The organism is Ruegeria sp. BC1 (assembly GCF_056539305.1).
This window is the reverse complement of the sequence record NZ_JBQFUT010000001.1, coordinates 728,349-745,820: the sequence shown is the minus strand read 5'-3', so window position 1 is coordinate 745,820 and position 17,472 is coordinate 728,349. Positions and strand designations below refer to the sequence as shown.

Annotated in this window: 20 protein-coding genes; 14 read left to right on the top strand and 6 right to left on the bottom strand. The window is 57.1% G+C overall.

What is annotated here, in order from left to right; genetic code table 11:
* Window positions 1-7: 7 nt before the first annotated feature.
* Window positions 8-874, bottom strand: coding sequence for a helix-turn-helix domain-containing protein (locus ACR0IY_RS03615; protein ID WP_480670473.1), 867 nt, complete (start codon window positions 872-874; stop codon window positions 8-10).
* A gap of 107 nt (window positions 875-981) precedes the next feature.
* Here ACR0IY_RS03615 and ACR0IY_RS03610 point away from each other — a divergent pair, with 107 nt between their 5' ends.
* From ACR0IY_RS03610 to ACR0IY_RS03600, 3 genes are read left to right on the top strand one after another with little or no spacing between them, the layout of a single operon-like run.
* Window positions 982-1,191: a DUF2061 domain-containing protein gene (locus ACR0IY_RS03610; RefSeq protein WP_480670472.1), complete on the top strand. Its 210-nt coding sequence runs from the start codon at window positions 982-984 to the stop codon at window positions 1,189-1,191.
* Window positions 1,178-2,062, top strand: coding sequence for a fatty acid desaturase (locus ACR0IY_RS03605; protein WP_480670471.1), 885 nt, complete (start codon window positions 1,178-1,180; stop codon window positions 2,060-2,062). Before ACR0IY_RS03610 ends, ACR0IY_RS03605 begins: the two co-directional genes overlap by 14 nt.
* Before the next feature lie 21 nt (window positions 2,063-2,083).
* Entirely contained in the window at window positions 2,084-2,986 is a 903-nt protein-coding gene (locus ACR0IY_RS03600) for an EamA family transporter (protein WP_480670470.1), read from the top strand.
* Here ACR0IY_RS03600 and ACR0IY_RS03595 read toward each other — a convergent pair.
* The 3 genes from ACR0IY_RS03595 to ACR0IY_RS03585 all read right to left on the bottom strand — a co-directional run bounded on the left by ACR0IY_RS03595 (window position 2,983) and on the right by ACR0IY_RS03585 (window position 7,090).
* Window positions 2,983-4,341, bottom strand: a complete 1,359-nt coding sequence (locus ACR0IY_RS03595; protein WP_480670469.1) for a DEAD/DEAH box helicase — start codon at window positions 4,339-4,341, stop codon at window positions 2,983-2,985. The two genes, ACR0IY_RS03600 and ACR0IY_RS03595, sit on opposite strands and share 4 nt — an antisense overlap.
* Before the next feature lie 184 nt (window positions 4,342-4,525).
* Complete coding sequence (locus tag ACR0IY_RS03590) at window positions 4,526-5,464, bottom strand: glycosyltransferase family 2 protein (protein WP_480670468.1); 939 nt, start codon at window positions 5,462-5,464, stop codon at window positions 4,526-4,528.
* 18 nt (window positions 5,465-5,482) lie between these two features.
* Window positions 5,483-7,090: a peptide chain release factor 3 gene (locus ACR0IY_RS03585; RefSeq protein WP_480670467.1), complete on the bottom strand. Its 1,608-nt coding sequence runs from the start codon at window positions 7,088-7,090 to the stop codon at window positions 5,483-5,485.
* Window positions 7,091-7,199: 109 nt separating this feature from the next.
* Between ACR0IY_RS03585 and ACR0IY_RS03580 the strand changes: the two genes are divergently transcribed.
* The 8 genes from ACR0IY_RS03580 to ACR0IY_RS03545 all read left to right on the top strand — a co-directional run bounded on the left by ACR0IY_RS03580 (window position 7,200) and on the right by ACR0IY_RS03545 (window position 14,621).
* Window positions 7,200-7,562 carry a SnoaL-like domain-containing protein gene (locus ACR0IY_RS03580; protein WP_480670466.1) on the top strand — a complete coding sequence of 121 codons (363 nt, stop codon included), beginning with the start codon at window positions 7,200-7,202 and terminating at the stop codon, window positions 7,560-7,562.
* A gap of 73 nt (window positions 7,563-7,635) precedes the next feature.
* Window positions 7,636-8,415: an SDR family oxidoreductase gene (locus tag ACR0IY_RS03575; RefSeq protein ID WP_480671128.1), complete on the top strand. Its 780-nt coding sequence runs from the start codon at window positions 7,636-7,638 to the stop codon at window positions 8,413-8,415.
* Between the two features lie 2 nt (window positions 8,416-8,417).
* Window positions 8,418-9,530, top strand: a complete 1,113-nt coding sequence (locus tag ACR0IY_RS03570) for a hypothetical protein (protein WP_480670465.1) — start codon at window positions 8,418-8,420, stop codon at window positions 9,528-9,530.
* 101 nt (window positions 9,531-9,631) lie between these two features.
* Window positions 9,632-10,678, top strand: coding sequence for a methyltransferase domain-containing protein (locus ACR0IY_RS03565; RefSeq protein WP_480670464.1), 1,047 nt, complete (start codon window positions 9,632-9,634; stop codon window positions 10,676-10,678).
* Between the two features lie 80 nt (window positions 10,679-10,758).
* The gene (locus ACR0IY_RS03560) at window positions 10,759-11,844 is read left to right on the top strand and encodes an ABC transporter ATP-binding protein (RefSeq protein ID WP_480670463.1); all 1,086 of its coding nucleotides are present in this window, start codon (window positions 10,759-10,761) and stop codon (window positions 11,842-11,844) included.
* Window positions 11,845-11,965: 121 nt separating this feature from the next.
* Window positions 11,966-12,748, top strand: coding sequence for a 5'/3'-nucleotidase SurE (gene surE, locus ACR0IY_RS03555; protein ID WP_480670462.1), 783 nt, complete (start codon window positions 11,966-11,968; stop codon window positions 12,746-12,748).
* A complete protein-coding gene (locus ACR0IY_RS03550; RefSeq protein WP_480670461.1) occupies window positions 12,745-13,395 on the top strand; it encodes a protein-L-isoaspartate(D-aspartate) O-methyltransferase in 651 nt (216 codons plus the stop codon). The genes surE and ACR0IY_RS03550 overlap by 4 nt, the downstream gene beginning before the upstream one ends.
* A gap of 65 nt (window positions 13,396-13,460) precedes the next feature.
* A complete protein-coding gene (locus ACR0IY_RS03545) occupies window positions 13,461-14,621 on the top strand; it encodes a LysM peptidoglycan-binding domain-containing protein (protein ID WP_480670460.1) in 1,161 nt (386 codons plus the stop codon).
* A gap of 63 nt (window positions 14,622-14,684) precedes the next feature.
* Here ACR0IY_RS03545 and ACR0IY_RS03540 read toward each other — a convergent pair whose 3' ends face one another.
* Together ACR0IY_RS03540 and ACR0IY_RS03535 are read right to left on the bottom strand one after the other, a co-directional pair.
* Entirely contained in the window at window positions 14,685-15,356 is a 672-nt protein-coding gene (locus ACR0IY_RS03540) for a helix-turn-helix transcriptional regulator (protein ID WP_480670459.1), read from the bottom strand.
* 21 nt (window positions 15,357-15,377) lie between these two features.
* The gene (locus ACR0IY_RS03535) at window positions 15,378-15,683 is read right to left on the bottom strand and encodes a hypothetical protein (RefSeq protein WP_480670458.1); all 306 of its coding nucleotides are present in this window, start codon (window positions 15,681-15,683) and stop codon (window positions 15,378-15,380) included.
* Between the two features lie 227 nt (window positions 15,684-15,910).
* On the opposite strand from ACR0IY_RS03535, the gene ACR0IY_RS03530 reads away from it, so the two are divergent.
* Genes ACR0IY_RS03530 through tatC form a run of 3 tightly spaced genes read left to right on the top strand, consistent with a single transcriptional unit; the run spans window position 15,911 to window position 17,457 of the window.
* The gene (locus tag ACR0IY_RS03530; protein WP_480671126.1) at window positions 15,911-16,141 is read left to right on the top strand and encodes a twin-arginine translocase TatA/TatE family subunit; all 231 of its coding nucleotides are present in this window, start codon (window positions 15,911-15,913) and stop codon (window positions 16,139-16,141) included.
* Window positions 16,142-16,147: 6 nt separating this feature from the next.
* Entirely contained in the window at window positions 16,148-16,606 is a 459-nt protein-coding gene (gene tatB, locus ACR0IY_RS03525) for a Sec-independent protein translocase protein TatB (protein ID WP_480670457.1), read from the top strand.
* Complete coding sequence (gene tatC / locus ACR0IY_RS03520) at window positions 16,603-17,457, top strand: twin-arginine translocase subunit TatC (RefSeq protein WP_480670456.1); 855 nt, start codon at window positions 16,603-16,605, stop codon at window positions 17,455-17,457. Before tatB ends, tatC begins: the two co-directional genes overlap by 4 nt.
* Window positions 17,458-17,472: the final 15 nt, after the last annotated feature.

Genomic DNA, 17,472 nt, shown 5'->3' with positions numbered 1-17,472 from the left:
ACGGGTATCAGTCGTCAGCTATCTCTGCCCGTAGCTGTTTGAGGTAATTGGGGAAGTCCCGCGCGGTCAGGTCTGCCTCACGCACCAGTGTGTCGAAATGGCGTGTGAAGGTCTCAATCCGGTCGCGGTCGCGGAAGGCCATATAATGGCTGCCTGCGTAGAACACGCAAAGCAGGGGGCCGAAGATCGTCACCGGAGCAGAGTAAAGCCGTTTTGCATCAAAAAGATAGATGCGCATCCGTGGGTACAGTTGTTGGCATAAATCCAGCAAATGATCGATCTGTTCCAGGCGAATTTTCGGGCAAAGCCCAGAGTAGTAACCACTGCCGCGGGCAAAGCTTTCGATTTCATACAGCGGCATTGCTATTTCATAGTCGGATTGTGCGCTGCGCATCCATGTCAGACGGTCCGCCGAGGCACCAATTGCCTGGTCCGCTGTCCTGCCGAGATGCGGGGCGTATTCCCATTCCAGCACTGTGCGTGTCTTCAACATGTCGGGCAAAGTCGCTGGAACATAACGGATTTTGTATCCTGCAGCTTCCTGGTGCCATTCGAAAATGCGCTCATCGACAAGGGCGCGAGGGGCTTCCGTCATTGTCAGGGAACTGGCCAGCAATTCCGCTGCGCTTTCTGGCCGGTCCGAAAGGCTAAGAAGCCAATCTGCCGACACGCCCAAAGCCGAGGCACAGCTGCCGACCACATGGGCATTGGGCAGCCGTGCGCCAGCATCCGTTAAAAGTTGCGACACCGTCGAACGATCAACGCCTATGTGACGGGCCAATGCGCTTTGGCTGATGTGACGTTCCTCCATGGCGCGGGCAAGACGCAGTCGGAACTGGGCGGCACGGTCGCGTTTGTCTATTTTATCCTGCATATGTTTATAAATATCATATTTGATGAGTTTTGTTAATCATATTCAGAATTTTCAACGAGCGTAAGGGGCCGTAATTTTAAAGACATAACAATAATATGGGTGACGGAATGGAAACGCGACGAAGATCGGTCGTGAAAGCTGTGGTGTGGAATGCGATGGGTCTGATCATGATGACTCTGGTCGGACTGATCGCAACCGGGTCAGCAGCAGTTGGCGGAACTTTAGCAATTGTGAATACCGCCATCGGCCTGACGCTTTATGTGATTTACGAACGCGTTTGGGCCGGAATTTCATGGGGCCGACATGGCTGGGCGTAACGGCCCAGAGTGGGGCACGCTGGCCCTCATCTTCGCATGCTACGGGGCATGGTTGGTGGTTATTTTTCTGCTGCCAGTATGGATAGCCATTCCTGTTATGGGGCTGGTGGCAGCGTTGCATTCGTCACTGACTCACGAGGCGCTGCATGGGCACCCATTTCGAGCCCGATGGATGAACGAGGTGTTGTTGGCGCTGCCTTTGACCCTTTTTATCCCATACAACAGGTTTCGTGACCTGCACTTGGCGCACCACCGTGATGCGACATTGACTGACCCTTATGATGATCCAGAGTCGAACTATCTGGACCCGCAAGTGTGGGGTTCATTGCCCGGTTGGAAGCGTGGGGTGTATACCGTGAACAACACTTTGCTGGGGCGGATCGTGCTGGGTCCGGCCATAGGGCAGATACAATTCCTGCGCGACGAGTTGCGTGGAGCGTTACATGGGGACAGAAATATCCTGCTCGCATGGGCTCTGCACTTGCCGGGCGTTGCCGTGGTGTTATGGATTGTGGCGCAATCACCGATGCCGATTTGGGCCTTTGTTACGTCAGCATATATCGGGTTGGGGCTGGTCAAGATTCGTACTTTTCTGGAACATCGTGCACATGAAAAATCGCGTGCCCGGACTGTAATAATCGAAGACCGTGGTCCTTTGGCATTTCTTTTTTTAAACAATAACCTGCACGTCGTTCATCACATGAATCCCAGCGCCCCGTGGTATCGGCTGCCCGCGCTGTATCAAGCAGGAAAAGAGCGATACCTGGCCAGCAATGAGGCGTATGTATACCGGTCCTATGCACAGATATTCCGCGCCTATCTCTGGCGCGCCAAAGACCCGGTTGCGCATCCTCTCTGGCCAAAGCCCTGATTTCTCGACACAAGGGAAACCATGAGTTTGTGGATTCCCGTCACCATCGCCGCCGCGTCGTTTCAGACGGTGCGGTTTATGCTGCAAAAGTCGCTAAGCGCGGTAAAGCTGACAGCGGCTGGTGCAACCTTTGCCCGGTTTGCCTATTCTATGCCTTTGGCGGTTCTCGGGCTGATTGTCGCGATGCAGGTAACGGGTTTCAGCCTGCCGCACCTGACCGGACGGTTTTGGCTGTTTGCGGCCATAGGCGGGACTGCGCAGATCCTGGCAACCATCTGCGTTGTCGCCCTGTTCAAACAGCGCAACTTTGCCGTGGGAATCACCTTTAAGAAAACCGAAGTGATCCAGACGGCGATTGTCGGGTTTCTGGTCTTGGGCGATCAGGTCTCGTCCGGAGCTTTGGTTGCAATCTTTCTGGGACTGGCGGCAGTGCTGCTATTGTCGAAGAACCCCGGAGGTGACGGCGCTTGGTGGCAACACCTGACCAATCGCGCCTCGCGTCTGGGGCTGGGGTCCGGCGTTCTGTTTGCCTTTTCTTCAGTCAGCTATCGCGGTGCGTCGTTGGAGTTGGGGGACATTGACGCATGGTTTCGCGCGCTGGTCACACTGGCCGTGGTCGTGACGTTCCAGTTTCTGAGTATGGGCGCCTGGTTGCTGTGGCGGGATCGCGCAGAACTGGGTGCGGTCTGGCGAACGCGCCGCACCGGCGTTTTTGTCGGCCTGACTAGCCTGTGCGGTTCGTTTTGCTGGTTTTTTGCATTTACGTTGCAGAACGCGGCATACGTCAAAGCATTGGGGCAGGTGGAACTGATCCTCAGCCTGTTTGCCTCGATCCTGTTTTTCCGCGAGACCATAACCCGGCGCGAAATCGCCGGGATGACGTTGCTTGGTGTCTCAATTCTGGCGTTGGTCCTAGCTATTTAGCCAGCGCGGCGCTCATCAAAGCTGAGGGCAATGAAACTGGGCAGGTGATCGCCCATGCCAACGACAGCAGACCCACCATCGTCGCGGCGACCGCGCCCTTTAGGCTCTTTGTCTTTTTTGCGGTCGCTTTTCTTGCTGTCGCTCTTTGTGCCGTCTGAGGTCTTGGTCTTTTTTTCGGGCTTCGGCTTTTCGGTCTTGGGCGCTTCCTTGACCGGGTTGTCGATGCGCGGAATGTCTTTCTGGATCAGCTTTTCGATCGCATCCAGAGCCTTTTCATCGCGGCCTGAACAAATCGTGACAGCCTTGCCCTCGCGGCCCGCGCGACCAGTACGGCCAATGCGGTGGACGTAATCCTCGGCATGACCGGGGACATCAAAGTTGAACACGTGGCTGACCGAAGGAATATCCAGCCCTCGCGCGGCAACGTCCGACGCGACCAGCAGCCGCAGCGAGCCATCACGGAAACCGTCCAGCGTTTTCATACGTTGTGACTGGTCCAGATCGCCATGAATGGCGGCGGCGTTATAGCCGTATTTCTTCAGCGATTTCGCGCAGATATCCACGTCTGTTTTGCGGTTGCAGAAGATGATGGCGTTTGTGCACTTGTCACCCTCGGCGTCGATCAATGCGCGCAGAACTTTACGCTTGCCGCTGGCCTCGCGGTCGCGACGGCCGCCTTTGAACATAACCACGCCCTGTTCGATGGTCTCGGAGGCCGTGGCCTGACGGGCAACCTCGATCCGTGCAGGGGCGGACAGGAAAGTATCAGTGATGCGTTCAATCTCGGACGCCATAGTGGCCGAGAAGAACAGCGTCTGGCGGGTAAACGGAGTCAATGAGAAGATGCGTTCGATATCGGGGATGAACCCCATATCCAGCATCCGGTCAGCCTCATCCACTACCATGATCTGCACGCCGGTCAGCAGCAGCTTACCACGTTCGAAATGGTCCAGCAGACGGCCCGGCGTGGCGATCAGAACGTCCACGCCACGGTCGATCAGGGCCTCTTGTTCCTTGAAGCTCACGCCACCGATCAACAGCGCCTTGGTCAGCTTCAGATGCTTGGAATATGTGTCGAAATTTTCGGCCACCTGTGCGGCTAACTCACGTGTCGGGCACAGCACCAGCGAGCGCGGCATACGAGCACGCGCGCGGCCACGGGCCAGAAGAGTGATCATCGGAAGGGTGAAGCTGGCGGTTTTGCCAGTACCGGTTTGGGCGATACCCAGCACGTCACGGCCTTCCAACGCGGGCGGAATCGCGCCTTCCTGGATCGGAGTGGGAGTTTCGTATCCGGCTTCCTCAATGGCTTTGAGGACCTTCGGGTTCAGGTTCAGTTCGTTAAACTTGGTCATGTATGTCCGGTTCATGCGGACATTAAACCTAGCCCGCGCGTCTAAGGTGTGCCGGGCCCGGATGGCCATACGCTTTGGGCGCATTTCGGCTTGAGCGCGGACATAACAAAAACGTAGGGCGGGGTCAAATGAAGTCCCCTTAACCGTTTTAACTCAGCGTATGATGCAGATTATGCGCAACAATTCAGACACTTCCGGGGAAGTGTTTCCTGGCTTTCTCGTCCAGGTTCAAAGGTCGATGCCGGATCATGCCGTGGCCTTCCAGGCGCGCGCGTACATCGGGATCGGCCCCGCTGATCTCGTTAAAAAAGGAGCGCAGACCATCCAGTCCGCCGTCGGTTTCGATCCAACTGAGCAGTTCGTTCATGTTCATCCCGCCGCGGTCGCGCGGTACGTTGGGGGACATTCCGGGCTGATATGAGCCGCGTTCAAGCCTGAACCGGTAGTGAGAAAGCCAGTGATCCCAATCAGCAGCGTGCCGGTGGCACAGATCAACTTCCGGCAGTTCAACCTTGCAGCGCATTAGCTCTCCGTTCTGGAAAAGATTGTGGATTCGAAAATTGATTTTCGGAAGCCCGGTGCGGGCAAACAATTTACCCTGCACATGGCTGAAGAATCCGCCCAGCACAAAGGCACCGAAATTGGGATAAAGAGACTGCACGAGGCCGTCTCGGTCTTTTCCACTCGGAATAAAGGCCTTGTACAGATCGCTGCCGGCGGCCAGCGCTTCGATTGGGCGGATACGAACGCCAGGAATGTCACCCGGAACCTCAGCCAGTAGGTCAGCGATCGGCTTTTCGGTCCACAGGAATTCGTCCACATCAATATGGGCCAGCCAGTCCAGCTCTGTATTGCGATAGGTGAATGTCGCATTTGCGGTTTGCCTGACCTGGTGTTTCTCAGGGCGCTCGCGTTTTCGGTTGGCCCAAAACCCGTCATCGCAATTGCGGACTGTGACACACGGGTGATTGTTCAGCGCGTTGAATGCCTTGGGGTTGGGCTCGTCCAGATACAGGTATATTCGGTCGACCCCAAGATCGAGGTGATAGGCTGCGAACCGCAAAATATCCAGGGCCGCGCCCCGAACCGTGGAAACAACACCCCAGGACGGCTTATCGAGCATAATCGGCTTTCGCGCCGGTCACGTCATCATCTCTTTGGTGGCGGTCAGGGTTAGGGCGGGATAGTCGCGAACCACTCGGTCGATGTCCCATTGAAGACGCGTCAGGTAAACAATGTCGCCATCGTGATCATGTGCGATATGCTGTTTGTTGGCGTTGACGAACTTTTCGACCTCGGCCTTGTCCCCACTGACCCAGCGGGCCGAGGTGAATTGGGATGCCTCGAACCGCACGGGCAGGCCGTATTCCATCTCAATCCGGCTTGCGAGCACTTCGAATTGCAGTGCGCCAACGACGCCAACGATAAAGCCCGATCCTATCGAGGGTTTGAACACCTTGGCCGCGCCTTCTTCGGCAAATTGCATCAAGGCTTTTTCCAGATGCTTGGCTTTCATCGGATCACCCGCACGCACACCTTGCAAAAGCTCGGGCGCAAAGGACGGGATGCCTGAGACACGTAGCGCCTCACCTTCGGTCAACGTGTCGCCGATACGCAGCTGGCCGTGGTTGGGGATGCCGATGATGTCACCGGCCCAGGCTTCTTCGGCCAGTTCACGGTCGGAGGCAAGGAACAGGACCGGATTTGAGATTGCCATTGGCTTTTTCGACCGCACATGGGTCAGTTTCATGCCGCGTTTAAAGTGGCCCGAGGCCATACGGACAAACGCCACACGGTCGCGGTGTTTGGGGTCCATATTGGCCTGCACCTTGAAAACAAAGCCGGCGACTTTCTTTTCATCGGGTGAAATCTGACGCGGTTCTGCTGATTGCACTTGTGGCTGCGGACCGTAGGCGCCGATGCCCTCCATCAGTTCTTTCACACCAAACGAGTTGATCGCCGAGCCAAACCAGATTGGGGTCATGTGCCCCTCAAGTACCGCTTGCGGGTCGAGTGCGGGCAGCAGTTCGCGCGCCATCTCAACCTCTTCCAGCAGCTTTTCCAGCAGATGCGCGGGCACGTGTTCGGCCAGTTTGGGGTCGTCCAGTCCGTTGATCTGAATGCTCTCGGCCACTTTGTTACGGTCGGCGCGGTCCATCAGCTCCAGCCGGTCGCGCAGCATGTCGTAGCAGCCGATAAAGTCACGACCCACGCCAATCGGCCAAGAGGCGGGCGTGACGTCGATCGCCAGCATTTCCTGAATTTCGTCGATGATCTCGAACGTATCGCGGCTTTCCCGGTCCATCTTGTTACAGAAGGTCAGGATCGGCAGATCGCGCAGGCGGCAGACCTCGAACAGTTTCTGCGTCTGGCTTTCCACACCTTTTGCGCCGTCGATCACCATCACGGCAGCGTCTACAGCAGTGAGGGTGCGATACGTATCCTCAGAAAAGTCCGAGTGGCCGGGTGTGTCCACCAGATTGAACCGGAAATTCCCATAGTCGAACGACATGGCCGAGGCCGAAACTGAGATGCCCCGATCTTTCTCCATCTGCATGAAGTCCGAGCGCGTGCGCCGCGCTTCACCTTTGGCGCGCACCTGACCGGCCATCTGAATGGCACCCCCGTACAACAGGAACTTTTCAGTCAGCGTCGTCTTGCCCGCATCCGGGTGCGAGATGATGGCGAATGTCCGGCGCCGGGCGATCTCGGGCGGCAATACGGGTTTGTTCGAGGCGGTATCAAGCATGGAGGCGCGTATAGGCGTGGAATCCTGCCGAGGCAAGACAAAGGGGGTGTTCAGAATCACGACGCTATGGCAATAAGAACATATAGTGAACAAAAGATGGAGTGGATCAATGAATTTGAAAGAAATTGCGGACGAACTGGTTGCAGGTTGCCGGGAGGATCGGGCTAAAGAAAATTTGGCCAAGCTTTACTCCGCCGATGCGGTCTCGGTTGAAGCGGTAGATTACTCCGGCATGGGACGCGAAATACAAGGACGTGACGCGATCCGTGGCAAACACGAATGGTGGGAGGGCGCGCATGAGGTCTCTGGTGCGTCTGTGAGTGAACCTTTCATGCACGGGGATGACCGTTTCGCCGTGATCTTCGAAGTGCAAGGGAAGGTGAAAGAAACTGGTGAAACCTTCGATATGCGCGAGGTCGGCGTTTATCACGTCGCCGAAGGCAAGATAGTCAGGGAAGAGTTCTTTTACTGACTGTGATTGATCTCTGGTCCTCTCCGTCTGGCGGGTGCTAGACATGCGGACAACAAAAGGTGGAGAGGACCGTATGGATCTGGGAATTCAAGGAAAACGCGCGCTGATCTGTGCCAGCAGCAAGGGGTTGGGCTTGGGCTGCGCCGAGGCCTTGGCCGCCGCTGGAGTGGATCTGGTGATGAACGCACGCGGGGCCGAAGCGTTGGAGGCCGAGGCCGCTCGCCTGCGGGCAGAACACGGTGTGGATGTGCAAACCGTGGCCTGCGATGTGACCTCAATGGAGGGTCAGGCGCGGGTTATAAGCGCAGCGCAGGGTATTGAGATTCTAGTGACAAATGCGGGCGGCCCGCCGCCGGGATTGTGGTCGGACTGGGACCGGGACGATTTCATCAAGGCGCTGGATGCCAACATGCTGACGCCGATTGCGTTCATGAAAGCGCTGCTGCCGGGTATGGTGGAAAAGGGCTGGGGCCGGGTGGTTAATATCACGTCGCAATCCGTGCGCGCGCCAATCCCGGCTTTGGGCCTGTCGAATGCGGCTCGCACGGGGCTGACCGGTTATGTCGCCGGAACTGCACGGCAGGTCGCCCCGCACGGGGTGACGATCAACAACCTGTTGCCAGGCATTCACGCAACGGATCGAGCGGACTCGCTGGATGCCGGTGTGGCCGCGCAGCAGGGGATTTCTATGGATGAGGCACGGGCGACACGCGCGGCAACGATCCCGGCGCGCAGGTATGGGACGCGGCAGGAATTCGGCGCGGCCTGCGCGTTTTTGTGTTCGCAACATGCGGGGTTCATCGTAGGTCAGAACATCCTGCTGGACGGTGGCGCCACTAATCTGACGATGTGAGTATGGCACAGAATTTCTCTTTGAAGGATCAACTGTTTAACGTGGAAAAAACCCGCTATCTCGCGGGGTTGTTCGCGAATGCTGATCCTGGATTTGATGCGGCGGCGTTTGAGGAACAGGTCATGTCCCGCCTTTTGGACCTCGAGCTAAAAGAGCGGATGGCCTGGATCGCTGAATGCCTGCAAGAGGCCGTGCCCGGTGACCTGCCGGACGTGGCACCTGTTATACTGAAGGCGCTGCCGCCGCCGCTGGACCCCGGCAAGACAGATGACGATTTCGGTGACTTCATCTTTGCACCGCTGGGTGATTGGGTTGTGGGCGTGGGGCTGAACCACCCGGAATTGGCACTGGATGTGCTTGAGGAGTTGACCCAGAGGTTTTCGATGGAGTGGGCCATTCGTCCGTTTCTCAACCAACATCCGGATCAGGTGCTGGCACGGATGGCGGTTTGGTGTGAACATGACAGTTATCATGTCCGCCGTCTGGTCAGTGAAGGGACGCGTCCGCGTCTGCCGTGGGGGCAGGCCGTCGGACTAGGCCTGACCGATCCGCTGCCGATGTTGGATCGGCTGCATGCGGACACTACGCGCTATGTCACGCGGTCAGTGGCGAACCATCTCAACGACATAAGCAAGAAAGACCCCGACTTGGTATTGGGCAAATTGCAGGCTTGGGACGTAGCAGGACAGCAGGATCGGGATGAGTTGCGTTGGATAATCACCCATACCCTGCGGGGGTTGGTCAAAGCCGGCCATCCGCGTGCCATGAAAATGCTTGGGTATGATCCGGATGCGGACGTTTCGGCTGTAATACGGCTGAATGGAAATGCGCGGATCGGTGAAGCGCTGCAATTTGATGTGGACCTGAAAGGTGAAGAAAATCAGCCCGTTTTGGTTGATTACATCATTCACTTTCAAAGGCCTAACGGTAAAACCTCACCCAAAGTGCACAAGTTGAAACAGGCGGTCTTGAAGGATGGTTTTTTGCGTTTGAGCAAGACGCACAAGCTCAAGGGTAATGCGACAACGTTCAAACTTGTTCCCGGTCAGCACCGGTTGGAAATTCAGGTTAATGGACAGATCCGAGCGGAAGTCGATTTCGACCTGTTGTGTTGAAGCAGGATACTCACGCTTTCGTCAGAAACAGGGCCTTCGCATTGCGCAGGGCGTGACGCTGTATTAGCTGCATTTCAGCCAGCCACAAAAGGATCAGCGATATGAAGCATGAGTCGGTGCAGAATTACTATGGTGAGGTCCTGCAGGGCAGCGCTGATTTGCAAACCAACGCATGCTGTACCCCTGATGACATGCCGGATCATGTGAAGAAGATTCTTTCAAGTATCCATGACGAAGTGTTGACCCGCTATTATGGCTGCGGACTGATAGCTCCGCTTGACCTCGAGGGGATGAGCATTCTTGATCTGGGCTGCGGCGCAGGACGTGACGTCTATGCGCTGTCCGCCATGGTGGGTGAGACGGGCCGTGTTGTTGGTGTCGATATGACGCCGGAACAGCTGGATGTCGCGCGGGCGCATCAGGACTATCATGCGCAGGCCTTTGGGCATTCGGCCAGCAATGTGGACTTCTATCACGGGTTCATCGAAAAGCTGGATGAACTGGATCTGGAACCCGGTTCTTTCGATATCATCGTCTCAAACTGCGTCATCAATCTGGCCACCGACAAAGAGGCCGTCCTGCGGGGCGCGCACCGCCTGCTGAAGGAGGGTGGTGAGATGTATTTCTCGGATGTGTACGCTGACCGGCGTGTGCCACAGGCGATGGCAGAGGATGAGGTGTTATACGGCGAATGCCTGTCGGGTGCGCTTTATTGGAATGACTTCCTGTCGATATCGCGTAAGGCGGGGTTCGGTGACCCGCGCCGAGTGGCCCACCGACCACTGACTATTGAAAACCCGGTTCTGGAAGAACGCGTAGCGCCGCTGAAATTCCTGTCTGCAACGTATCGATTGTTCAAACTGTCCGAACTGGAACCAGCCTGCGAGGATTATGGTCAGGCCGTAATCTACAAGGGCACCATTCCAAACGCGCCCCATTTGTTCGAGTTGGACGACCACCACGCCATTGAAAAGGACAAGGTTTTTCCGGTGTGCGGCAACACCTGGATGATGCTGAAAGACACGCGCTTTGCTCGTCATTTCGAGTTTATCGGTGATTTCTCGACGCATTACGGTATTTTCGCGGGTTGCGGCGGAGAAAGCCCGTTCGAAGCTATGGGTGAGGCCCCGACGGGCGGGTGCTGCTGATCCCTTGCGCCTGACGGACGGGGTTGTTATCCCCGCCTAAGCCCGATGCTTTTGATCGGGAAAGGCAACGGGGTCCATCGGTGACAGTAGACGCAACTCCTCCTCGTCTGGAAATTCGCAATCTGATTGCCCGGTATGAGGGGCGGGTCGTCGTGGACGATGTCTCGCTGACGGTTCAGGCGGGGCAAGTGACGTGTTTGCTGGGGCCTTCGGGGTGCGGCAAGTCGACGACGCTGCGCATGATCGCCGGGGTTGAGATGCAGGAATCCGGTGAAATTTTTGTCGACGGTAAGCTGATTTGCGACACGGTGTTTCGCGTACCGCCCGAGCGTCGAGAAATCGGACTGATGTTTCAGGACTTTGCCCTGTTTCCGCATCTGAGCGTAGCCGACAATGTCGCTTTTGGCTTGAAAGGTCACAAAGAAGAAAAGCGCGCCCGTGTCGATGAGTTGCTACGCAAGGTCGATCTGATCCGCTTTGTCGACAAATTTCCGCATCATCTGTCGGGAGGAGAGCAGCAGCGTGTGGCTTTGGCGCGTGCCCTAGCGCCTCGCCCCCGGATCATGCTGATGGACGAGCCGTTCTCGGGCCTCGACAACCGGTTGCGCGACGGTATTCGCGACGAAACGCTGGCGATTCTGAAAGAAGAGGACGCCGCTGTAGTTCTGGTAACCCACGAGCCGGAAGAGGCCATGCGCATGGCCGATGAAATTGCCCTGATGCGGCGCGGTAAGATCGTGCAGCAGGGGGCACCGTACAATGTCTATACCCGTCCGGCCGATAAGGCGGCGGTGGCCTTCTTTAGTGATGTCAATGTGTTGCGGGCGCAAGTGAATGGAGCTTTGGCGGAAACGCCTTTTGGTCAGTTTCTGGCACCGGGTGTTCCGGATGGCACCGATGTTGAGATCGTGTTCCGGCCACAGCATGTCCGGCTGGATTTCGACCGCAACGGCAAGGGGCCGTTGCCGACACCCACCGATGGGGTTGCCGCGCGCGGAGTGGTCGAAAGGGCGCGGTTTTTGGGAAACGAGAGCCTTGTGGAATTTCGGATGGATTACGATGGATCGATCCTCAAGGCCACGGTACCGAACGTGTTCGTCCCCAATTCTGGGAGGGTTATGTGGCTGACCATTCGCCGCGATCGGTGCTTTGTATTCCCGAATTAGACTGTGAAAACACAGTTTAGCGCCAAGTGGTGCGCGAAAGCCTCAGATTGCGTGCGCCCTTTGCTTGCCGCAGGGCGGGGGCGCGTCTATCAAGATCAAAACGCTGCGGTGGATGGGGTAAATGCGTATTCTTCTGACCAACGATGACGGCATCAACGCGCCGGGCCTGATCACCCTTGAGGCGATCGCGGCGGACGTGGCCGGACCTGACGGCGAGGTCTGGGTTGTTGCCCCTGCATTCGAGCAATCAGGTGTTGGCCATTGCATCAGCTACACGCATCCCATGATGGTCGCAAAACTCAGCGAGCGCCGTTTTGCCGCCGAAGGATCACCGGCCGACTGCGTGTTGGCCGGTTTGCATGACGTGATGAAGGATTCGCCGCCTGATCTGGTATTGTCGGGGGTGAATCGGGGCAATAATTCGGCTGAGAATACGCTCTATTCCGGTACCATAGGGGGCGCGATGGAGGCGGCATTGCAGGGTATTCCGGCAATAGCGCTGTCGCAGTATTTCGGCCCGCATAATTTGGGGTTGGAAGACCCGTTCGAACCTGCCAACCGGTTCGGGGCCGATTTGGTCCGTCGGATTCTGGACGCAACTCCGACAGAGCAGGGCGATTATCGCCTGTTTTACAATGTGAATTTTCCCCCCGTTCCTGCGGATGAGGTGTTGGGTACCCGCGTCGCACCGCAAGGGTATCGCCGGGATACGCATTTTTCGGTTGAACCACATAGTTCGCCTTCGGGGCGTCGGTTCCTGTGGATCAAGGGCGGTTATCAGCACAATCCGACCGCGCCGGGTACGGACGCAGCGGTGAATCTGGCAGGGTATATTTCGGTCACGCCGATGCGGGCTGACCTGACAGCGTATGATACGCTGGCGGCGTTGAAGACAATCGAATGACCGGACCAGACCCTGAAACAACCATGCAGTTCCTGTTTGCCCTGCGCTCGCGCGGGGTGACGGATGCGCGCGTGCTGGCGGCAATGGAACGGATCGACCGCGGGCAATTCGTCAAAGGCCTGTTCGCGGAACGCGCCTATGAAGATACGCCGCTGCCAATAGCCTGCGGGCAGACGATCAGTCAGCCGTCTGTGGTGGGCTTGATGACGCAAGCTTTGGAAGTGACACCCCGTGACAAGGTTTTGGAGGTCGGCACAGGCTCGGGCTATCAGGCGGCGATCCTGTCCAAGCTGGCACGCCGGGTGTACACGGTAGAACGTCACAAGCGTCTGGTGCGGGAAACCGGGCAGCTGTTCCGCGACTTAGGTCTGACCAATGTGACGGCCATGTTGTCGGACGGATCGTTCGGCTTGCCAGAGCAGGCCCCATTCGACCGGATCATTGTAACGGCTGCGGCAGAAGACCCGCCCGGGCCGCTCTTGGCGCAGTTGAAAATCGGCGGTATCATGGTATTGCCGGTGGGACAGTCGGATGCGGTTCAGACCCTGATCCGGGTCAGGCGCACCGAGACCGGTTTGGACTATGATGAATTGTTGCCCGTCCGTTTTGTACCCTTGTTGGAGGGTTTGGGAAAAGACGGGGCTTAGAGGATTATTCTGCAAAAATGCACCGGAACCCCGGCGAACAGGGGGCAGGTGTTGAGGACAGTAAAATGAGAGCAGTTTCCAATTCAGCTATGCGCCGCTGTGTGACAGGGGTAGCCGCTTTGACATTTCTTGCCGCGTGTGAAGGTCCGCTGGACTATGATCTGCGCGGGCAGGTCGGTGGATTTTCAACCACCGGTGCCGCGCAATCCGCGACCACCAGCCGCCCGGCACCCGATGCGCGTGGTGTCATTACATACCCAACCTATCAGGTGGCGGTTGCGCGCCAAGGAGATACGGTCAGCGACATCGCTGCACGTGTCGGATTGCCCGAGGGTGAACTCGCTGTGTTCAACGGTCTGAAGCCAACGGATACGCTGCGTGATGGCGAAGTGATCGCACTGCCACGCACAGTCGGTGCTGCCAGTTCGGTGGATATTGCCACGATCGCGGGGGCAGCGATTGACGAAGCCCCGGCGGATGGATCCGTAAGGACATCGGCTCTGGAGCCTGCGCAACCCGTGACAGCACCTGCGCCTGCAACGCCTTCCGGCCCGGAACCGGTGCGGCACAAGGTCAAACGCGGCGAGACGGCCTATACGATCGCGCGGCTATATGATGTGCCTGTCGAATCCCTGGCGGAATGGAACGGCCTGGGATCGGACTTTATGGTGCGCGAAGATCAGTTCCTGCTGATCCCGGTCAAGAACCAGCCCGCCCCGCAACAGGCGGCAGTACCGGCGACCAATGTGACCCAACCGGGGCAGGGATCGCCCACTCCGACCCCTCCCAGCGCGACACAGCCGTTGCCGGATGAAGAGCTTGCCCCGGCCACACCTGCGCCCGATGTCACCGCGGAAGCGCCAACCAATCAGAGCAACGCTGCCTTGGGGCTGCCGGTCACAGGGACGATTATTCGGACCTATGACAAAGGCAGGAACGAAGGGATCGACATCGCTGGATCTGCGGGGACGGCTGTGAACGCCGCCGAAGCTGGAACAGTTGCGGCGATCACGGCTGATGCGGATCAGGTGCCGATCATTGTGGTCAAACACAATAACGACCTGCTGACGGTCTATGCCAATGTCGACAACATCAAGGTCAAGAAAGGCGATCGTGTGCGTCGTGGACAACAGATTGCGTCCTTGCGCGGTGGGGACAATGCTTATGTCCATTTCGAGGTGCGCAAAGGGTTCGAATCCGTAGACCCAGAGCCCTATTTGAAGTGATGCGAATGGCCCCGCGCGGGCCATGATTCAGGTGGGGATATTATAAGCCAGGTGAAGCGGCAGTCAGATGTGGGGATCATAGTCGCTGAGCCGTTTGCCGGGCTCGTCGGCGAAGATTTCCGGTAGGGGTGAGACTGTTTCGATCAGGTCGATCCGAAAAACACGGAAGCCTTCACGCAGCTCGCACCATGAGGTCAGGGTCCAGACGCGGCCCCAGTATTCCATATGGAGCGGACGAATGGTGCGTTCCGTTAGAGTGCCATCAATGCGGCGGTAAGACAGGAATAACTTCTGGCGCGATTTGATAGCGGCGCGGATCGGGGCCATGTGGGCCAGCCCGCGTGCTGCATCGGCAAATGGGTAGACGGCAAATTTCCAGGTATCAGCCTCGGCCACAACCTGCGTCGGCAGCACGGCATCGATTTTGTCGGCAAGCGTTTCTGCGGCGGCCTTGAGGTCGGGGTCGGCGGCCTCGGCCACGATCGCCATGCCAAGATTCAGCGCCTCAAGCTCGGCTGGTGTCAGGTTCAGCGGGGGCAGGGTGATCTGCTCGCGCACCATGTAGCCTACGCCGCGTTCGCCTTCGACAGGAACGCCCGAGGCAACCAAAGTGTCCATGTCGCGATAGATCGTGCGGACCGACACCTCAAGCCGGTCCGCGATGTCCTGTGCGCGGTGCAATTTGCCGTCGCGCAGGATCTGAATGATGTCGAACAGACGATCAGTACGGCGCATCACACGCCGTCCTAGATGGGATTAAGCGGTCATTTTCCATAGTACGTGCTCGTGGCGCATCTGGACGCTGTCGGGGTCGATCACGGCCATCATGGCGGCCGCACAGTCCTGTTGCATGAATTGTGCGGCGGCCTCCTGTGCAGCTTTCATATCAGTCCAGACGACATAGTCGGTCCAGCGACCGTCTTCACCCTGGCTCAACTGACGATGGGCGAAACCGGGGGCGGAGCGGACGAAAGCCTCGGACGCCTGGCTAAGTTTAACGAATTCTTCCGTGCTGGTGCCATTGGCGAGGGAAAAGGTGACGATTTCTGCGACATGGGTCATGTGGATCTCCGTTGACCTGGTTTCGATGCCCTCTGATTAGCCCTTTCCAACTGACATAAACCTGTCAGTTGGAAATTGCGAGTCCGCAAAAACATGTGTTTCGTTCACATTTCAGCGCAGAATTGATCTGTCTCACTTTTTTCGGCGGGGCTGTAGGCGTAGACACGGACCCAGATCATATTCCCGGCGCACTGTGCCGACGAAAAAGGAGAAGAGACATGCCTATGATGATGACCCCAATGGTTTTGACAAATGTTCCACCTGTCGGCTGGTTGCTGATTGCGATCGTAATTCTAGTGCTGTTTGGCCGTGGCAAGATCAGTTCTCTGATGGGGGAAGTTGGCAAGGGAATCACCTCGTTCAAGAAAGGCGTCAAAGAGGGAACCGAAGAACTGGAAAAGGACGCTTCCGAAATGGCAAAGGACGTCACCCCCGAGACTGACAAAGACAAGGTTTAAGCGCAGATGTTTGATTTGGGCTTCAGCGAACTTCTGGTCATCGGCATCGTGGCCCTGATCGTTGTTGGGCCAAAGGACCTACCGGTGCTGTTTCGCAATGTCGGTCGCTGGGTTGGCAAGGCCCGTGGTATGGCGCGCGAGTTTTCCAGCGCGATGAACGAAGCGGCGGATCAGGCAGGTGTGAGCGAGATAAAAAAGGGTCTCAACGCGGCAACTAACCCTGTCAACACTGCGATGGACAGTGTGAAAGAGGCCGCGCAGGACATGGCCAAAAGTATGGACCCGACCAAATTCGACCCTGATAGCGAAACCGGCAAACTGGCCGTTGAACGGGCTGAACAGGCCAAGAAGATCCAGGCTTCGACCGCTCGCGCCGCTGCTGAACGTAAGGCCAAGGAAGCGGCGGACGCGTTGGCCAAGGCGGAAGAGGCCGAAGCCGCGCTGAATACTGAAAGCAAGTCATGACAAAAACCGACGAGATCGAGGACAGCTCGGCTCCATTGATCGAACATCTGGCAGAGTTGCGGACAAGGCTGATCCATTGTGTGGCGGCCTTTGTCGTCGGCATGTTTCTTTGCTTTGCAATTGCGACGCCAATTTTCAACTTTCTCACTGGTCCGCTATGCTCTGCGCTTTTGGAGAGAGGTCAGGATTGTGGACTGATTTTCATTTCACCTCAGGAAGGGTTCTTTGTTGCAATCAAAGTGTCGCTCTTTGGAGGCTTCCTTCTTGCTTTTCCCTACATAGGGTTCCAGATGTGGCGCTTTGTTGCGCCGGGGCTTTACAGGACTGAAAAGAACGCGTTCCTGCCGTTCATGCTTGCGTCACCGTTTATGTTTCTTTTGGGTGCGAGCTTCGCGTTCTACGTCGTCACTCCGCTGGCCTACGATTTCTTCCTAAGCTTCCAACAGTTCGGCACCGAAGGCGAGGCCGTGATTGATGAAGCCACAGCAGCGCCGCTAAGTGTGGTGTTTCAAGGTTCAGCCCAAGAATACCTGAACCTGACGATCAAGTTCATCGTCGCCTTTGGCCTCTGCTTCCAATTGCCGGTGCTTCTTACGCTTATGGGGAAGGCTGGACTGGTTAGCGCCGAGGGATTGGGTTCGGTTCGAAAATACGCCGTCGTGGCAATCCTCATTCTTGCTGGGATAGTTACCCCCCCAGACGTAATCACACAAGTGATCCTGTTCGTTGTGGTATACGGATTGTACGAGGTTTCGATCTTTCTTGTCGCCCGCGTCGAGAAGAAGCGTGAAGAGCAACTGCGCGCTGACGGTTACTACGACGAGGAAAGTGAAGAGGATGAAGCCGATTAGGTGACAAGGCCCGCT

Bases quoted from the DNA above. Each gene is read 5' to 3' on its own strand.
- ACR0IY_RS03570 (WP_480670465.1), top strand. From the start codon at position 8,418: ATGGCACAGAATTTCTCTTTGAAGGATCAACTGTTTAACGTGGAAAAA.
- tatC (WP_480670456.1), top strand. From the start codon at position 16,603: ATGACAAAAACCGACGAGATCGAGGACAGCTCGGCTCCATTGATCGAA.
- ACR0IY_RS03540 (WP_480670459.1), bottom strand. From the start codon at position 15,356: ATGCGCCGTACTGATCGTCTGTTCGACATCATTCAGATCCTGCGCGAC.
- ACR0IY_RS03535 (WP_480670458.1), bottom strand. From the start codon at position 15,683: ATGACCCATGTCGCAGAAATCGTCACCTTTTCCCTCGCCAATGGCACC.
- tatB (WP_480670457.1), top strand. From the start codon at position 16,148: ATGTTTGATTTGGGCTTCAGCGAACTTCTGGTCATCGGCATCGTGGCC.
- surE (WP_480670462.1), top strand. From the start codon at position 11,966: ATGCGTATTCTTCTGACCAACGATGACGGCATCAACGCGCCGGGCCTG.
- ACR0IY_RS03580 (WP_480670466.1), top strand. From the start codon at position 7,200: ATGAATTTGAAAGAAATTGCGGACGAACTGGTTGCAGGTTGCCGGGAG.
- ACR0IY_RS03575 (WP_480671128.1), top strand. From the start codon at position 7,636: ATGGATCTGGGAATTCAAGGAAAACGCGCGCTGATCTGTGCCAGCAGC.
- ACR0IY_RS03610 (WP_480670472.1), top strand. From the start codon at position 982: ATGGAAACGCGACGAAGATCGGTCGTGAAAGCTGTGGTGTGGAATGCG.
- ACR0IY_RS03530 (WP_480671126.1), top strand. From the start codon at position 15,911: ATGATGACCCCAATGGTTTTGACAAATGTTCCACCTGTCGGCTGGTTG.
- ACR0IY_RS03590 (WP_480670468.1), bottom strand. From the start codon at position 5,464: ATGCTCGATAAGCCGTCCTGGGGTGTTGTTTCCACGGTTCGGGGCGCG.
- ACR0IY_RS03565 (WP_480670464.1), top strand. From the start codon at position 9,632: ATGAAGCATGAGTCGGTGCAGAATTACTATGGTGAGGTCCTGCAGGGC.
- ACR0IY_RS03545 (WP_480670460.1), top strand. From the start codon at position 13,461: ATGAGAGCAGTTTCCAATTCAGCTATGCGCCGCTGTGTGACAGGGGTA.
- ACR0IY_RS03600 (WP_480670470.1), top strand. From the start codon at position 2,084: ATGAGTTTGTGGATTCCCGTCACCATCGCCGCCGCGTCGTTTCAGACG.
- ACR0IY_RS03595 (WP_480670469.1), bottom strand. From the start codon at position 4,341: ATGACCAAGTTTAACGAACTGAACCTGAACCCGAAGGTCCTCAAAGCC.
- ACR0IY_RS03605 (WP_480670471.1), top strand. From the start codon at position 1,178: ATGGCTGGGCGTAACGGCCCAGAGTGGGGCACGCTGGCCCTCATCTTC.
- ACR0IY_RS03615 (WP_480670473.1), bottom strand. From the start codon at position 874: ATGCAGGATAAAATAGACAAACGCGACCGTGCCGCCCAGTTCCGACTG.
- ACR0IY_RS03550 (WP_480670461.1), top strand. From the start codon at position 12,745: ATGACCGGACCAGACCCTGAAACAACCATGCAGTTCCTGTTTGCCCTG.
- ACR0IY_RS03585 (WP_480670467.1), bottom strand. From the start codon at position 7,090: ATGCTTGATACCGCCTCGAACAAACCCGTATTGCCGCCCGAGATCGCC.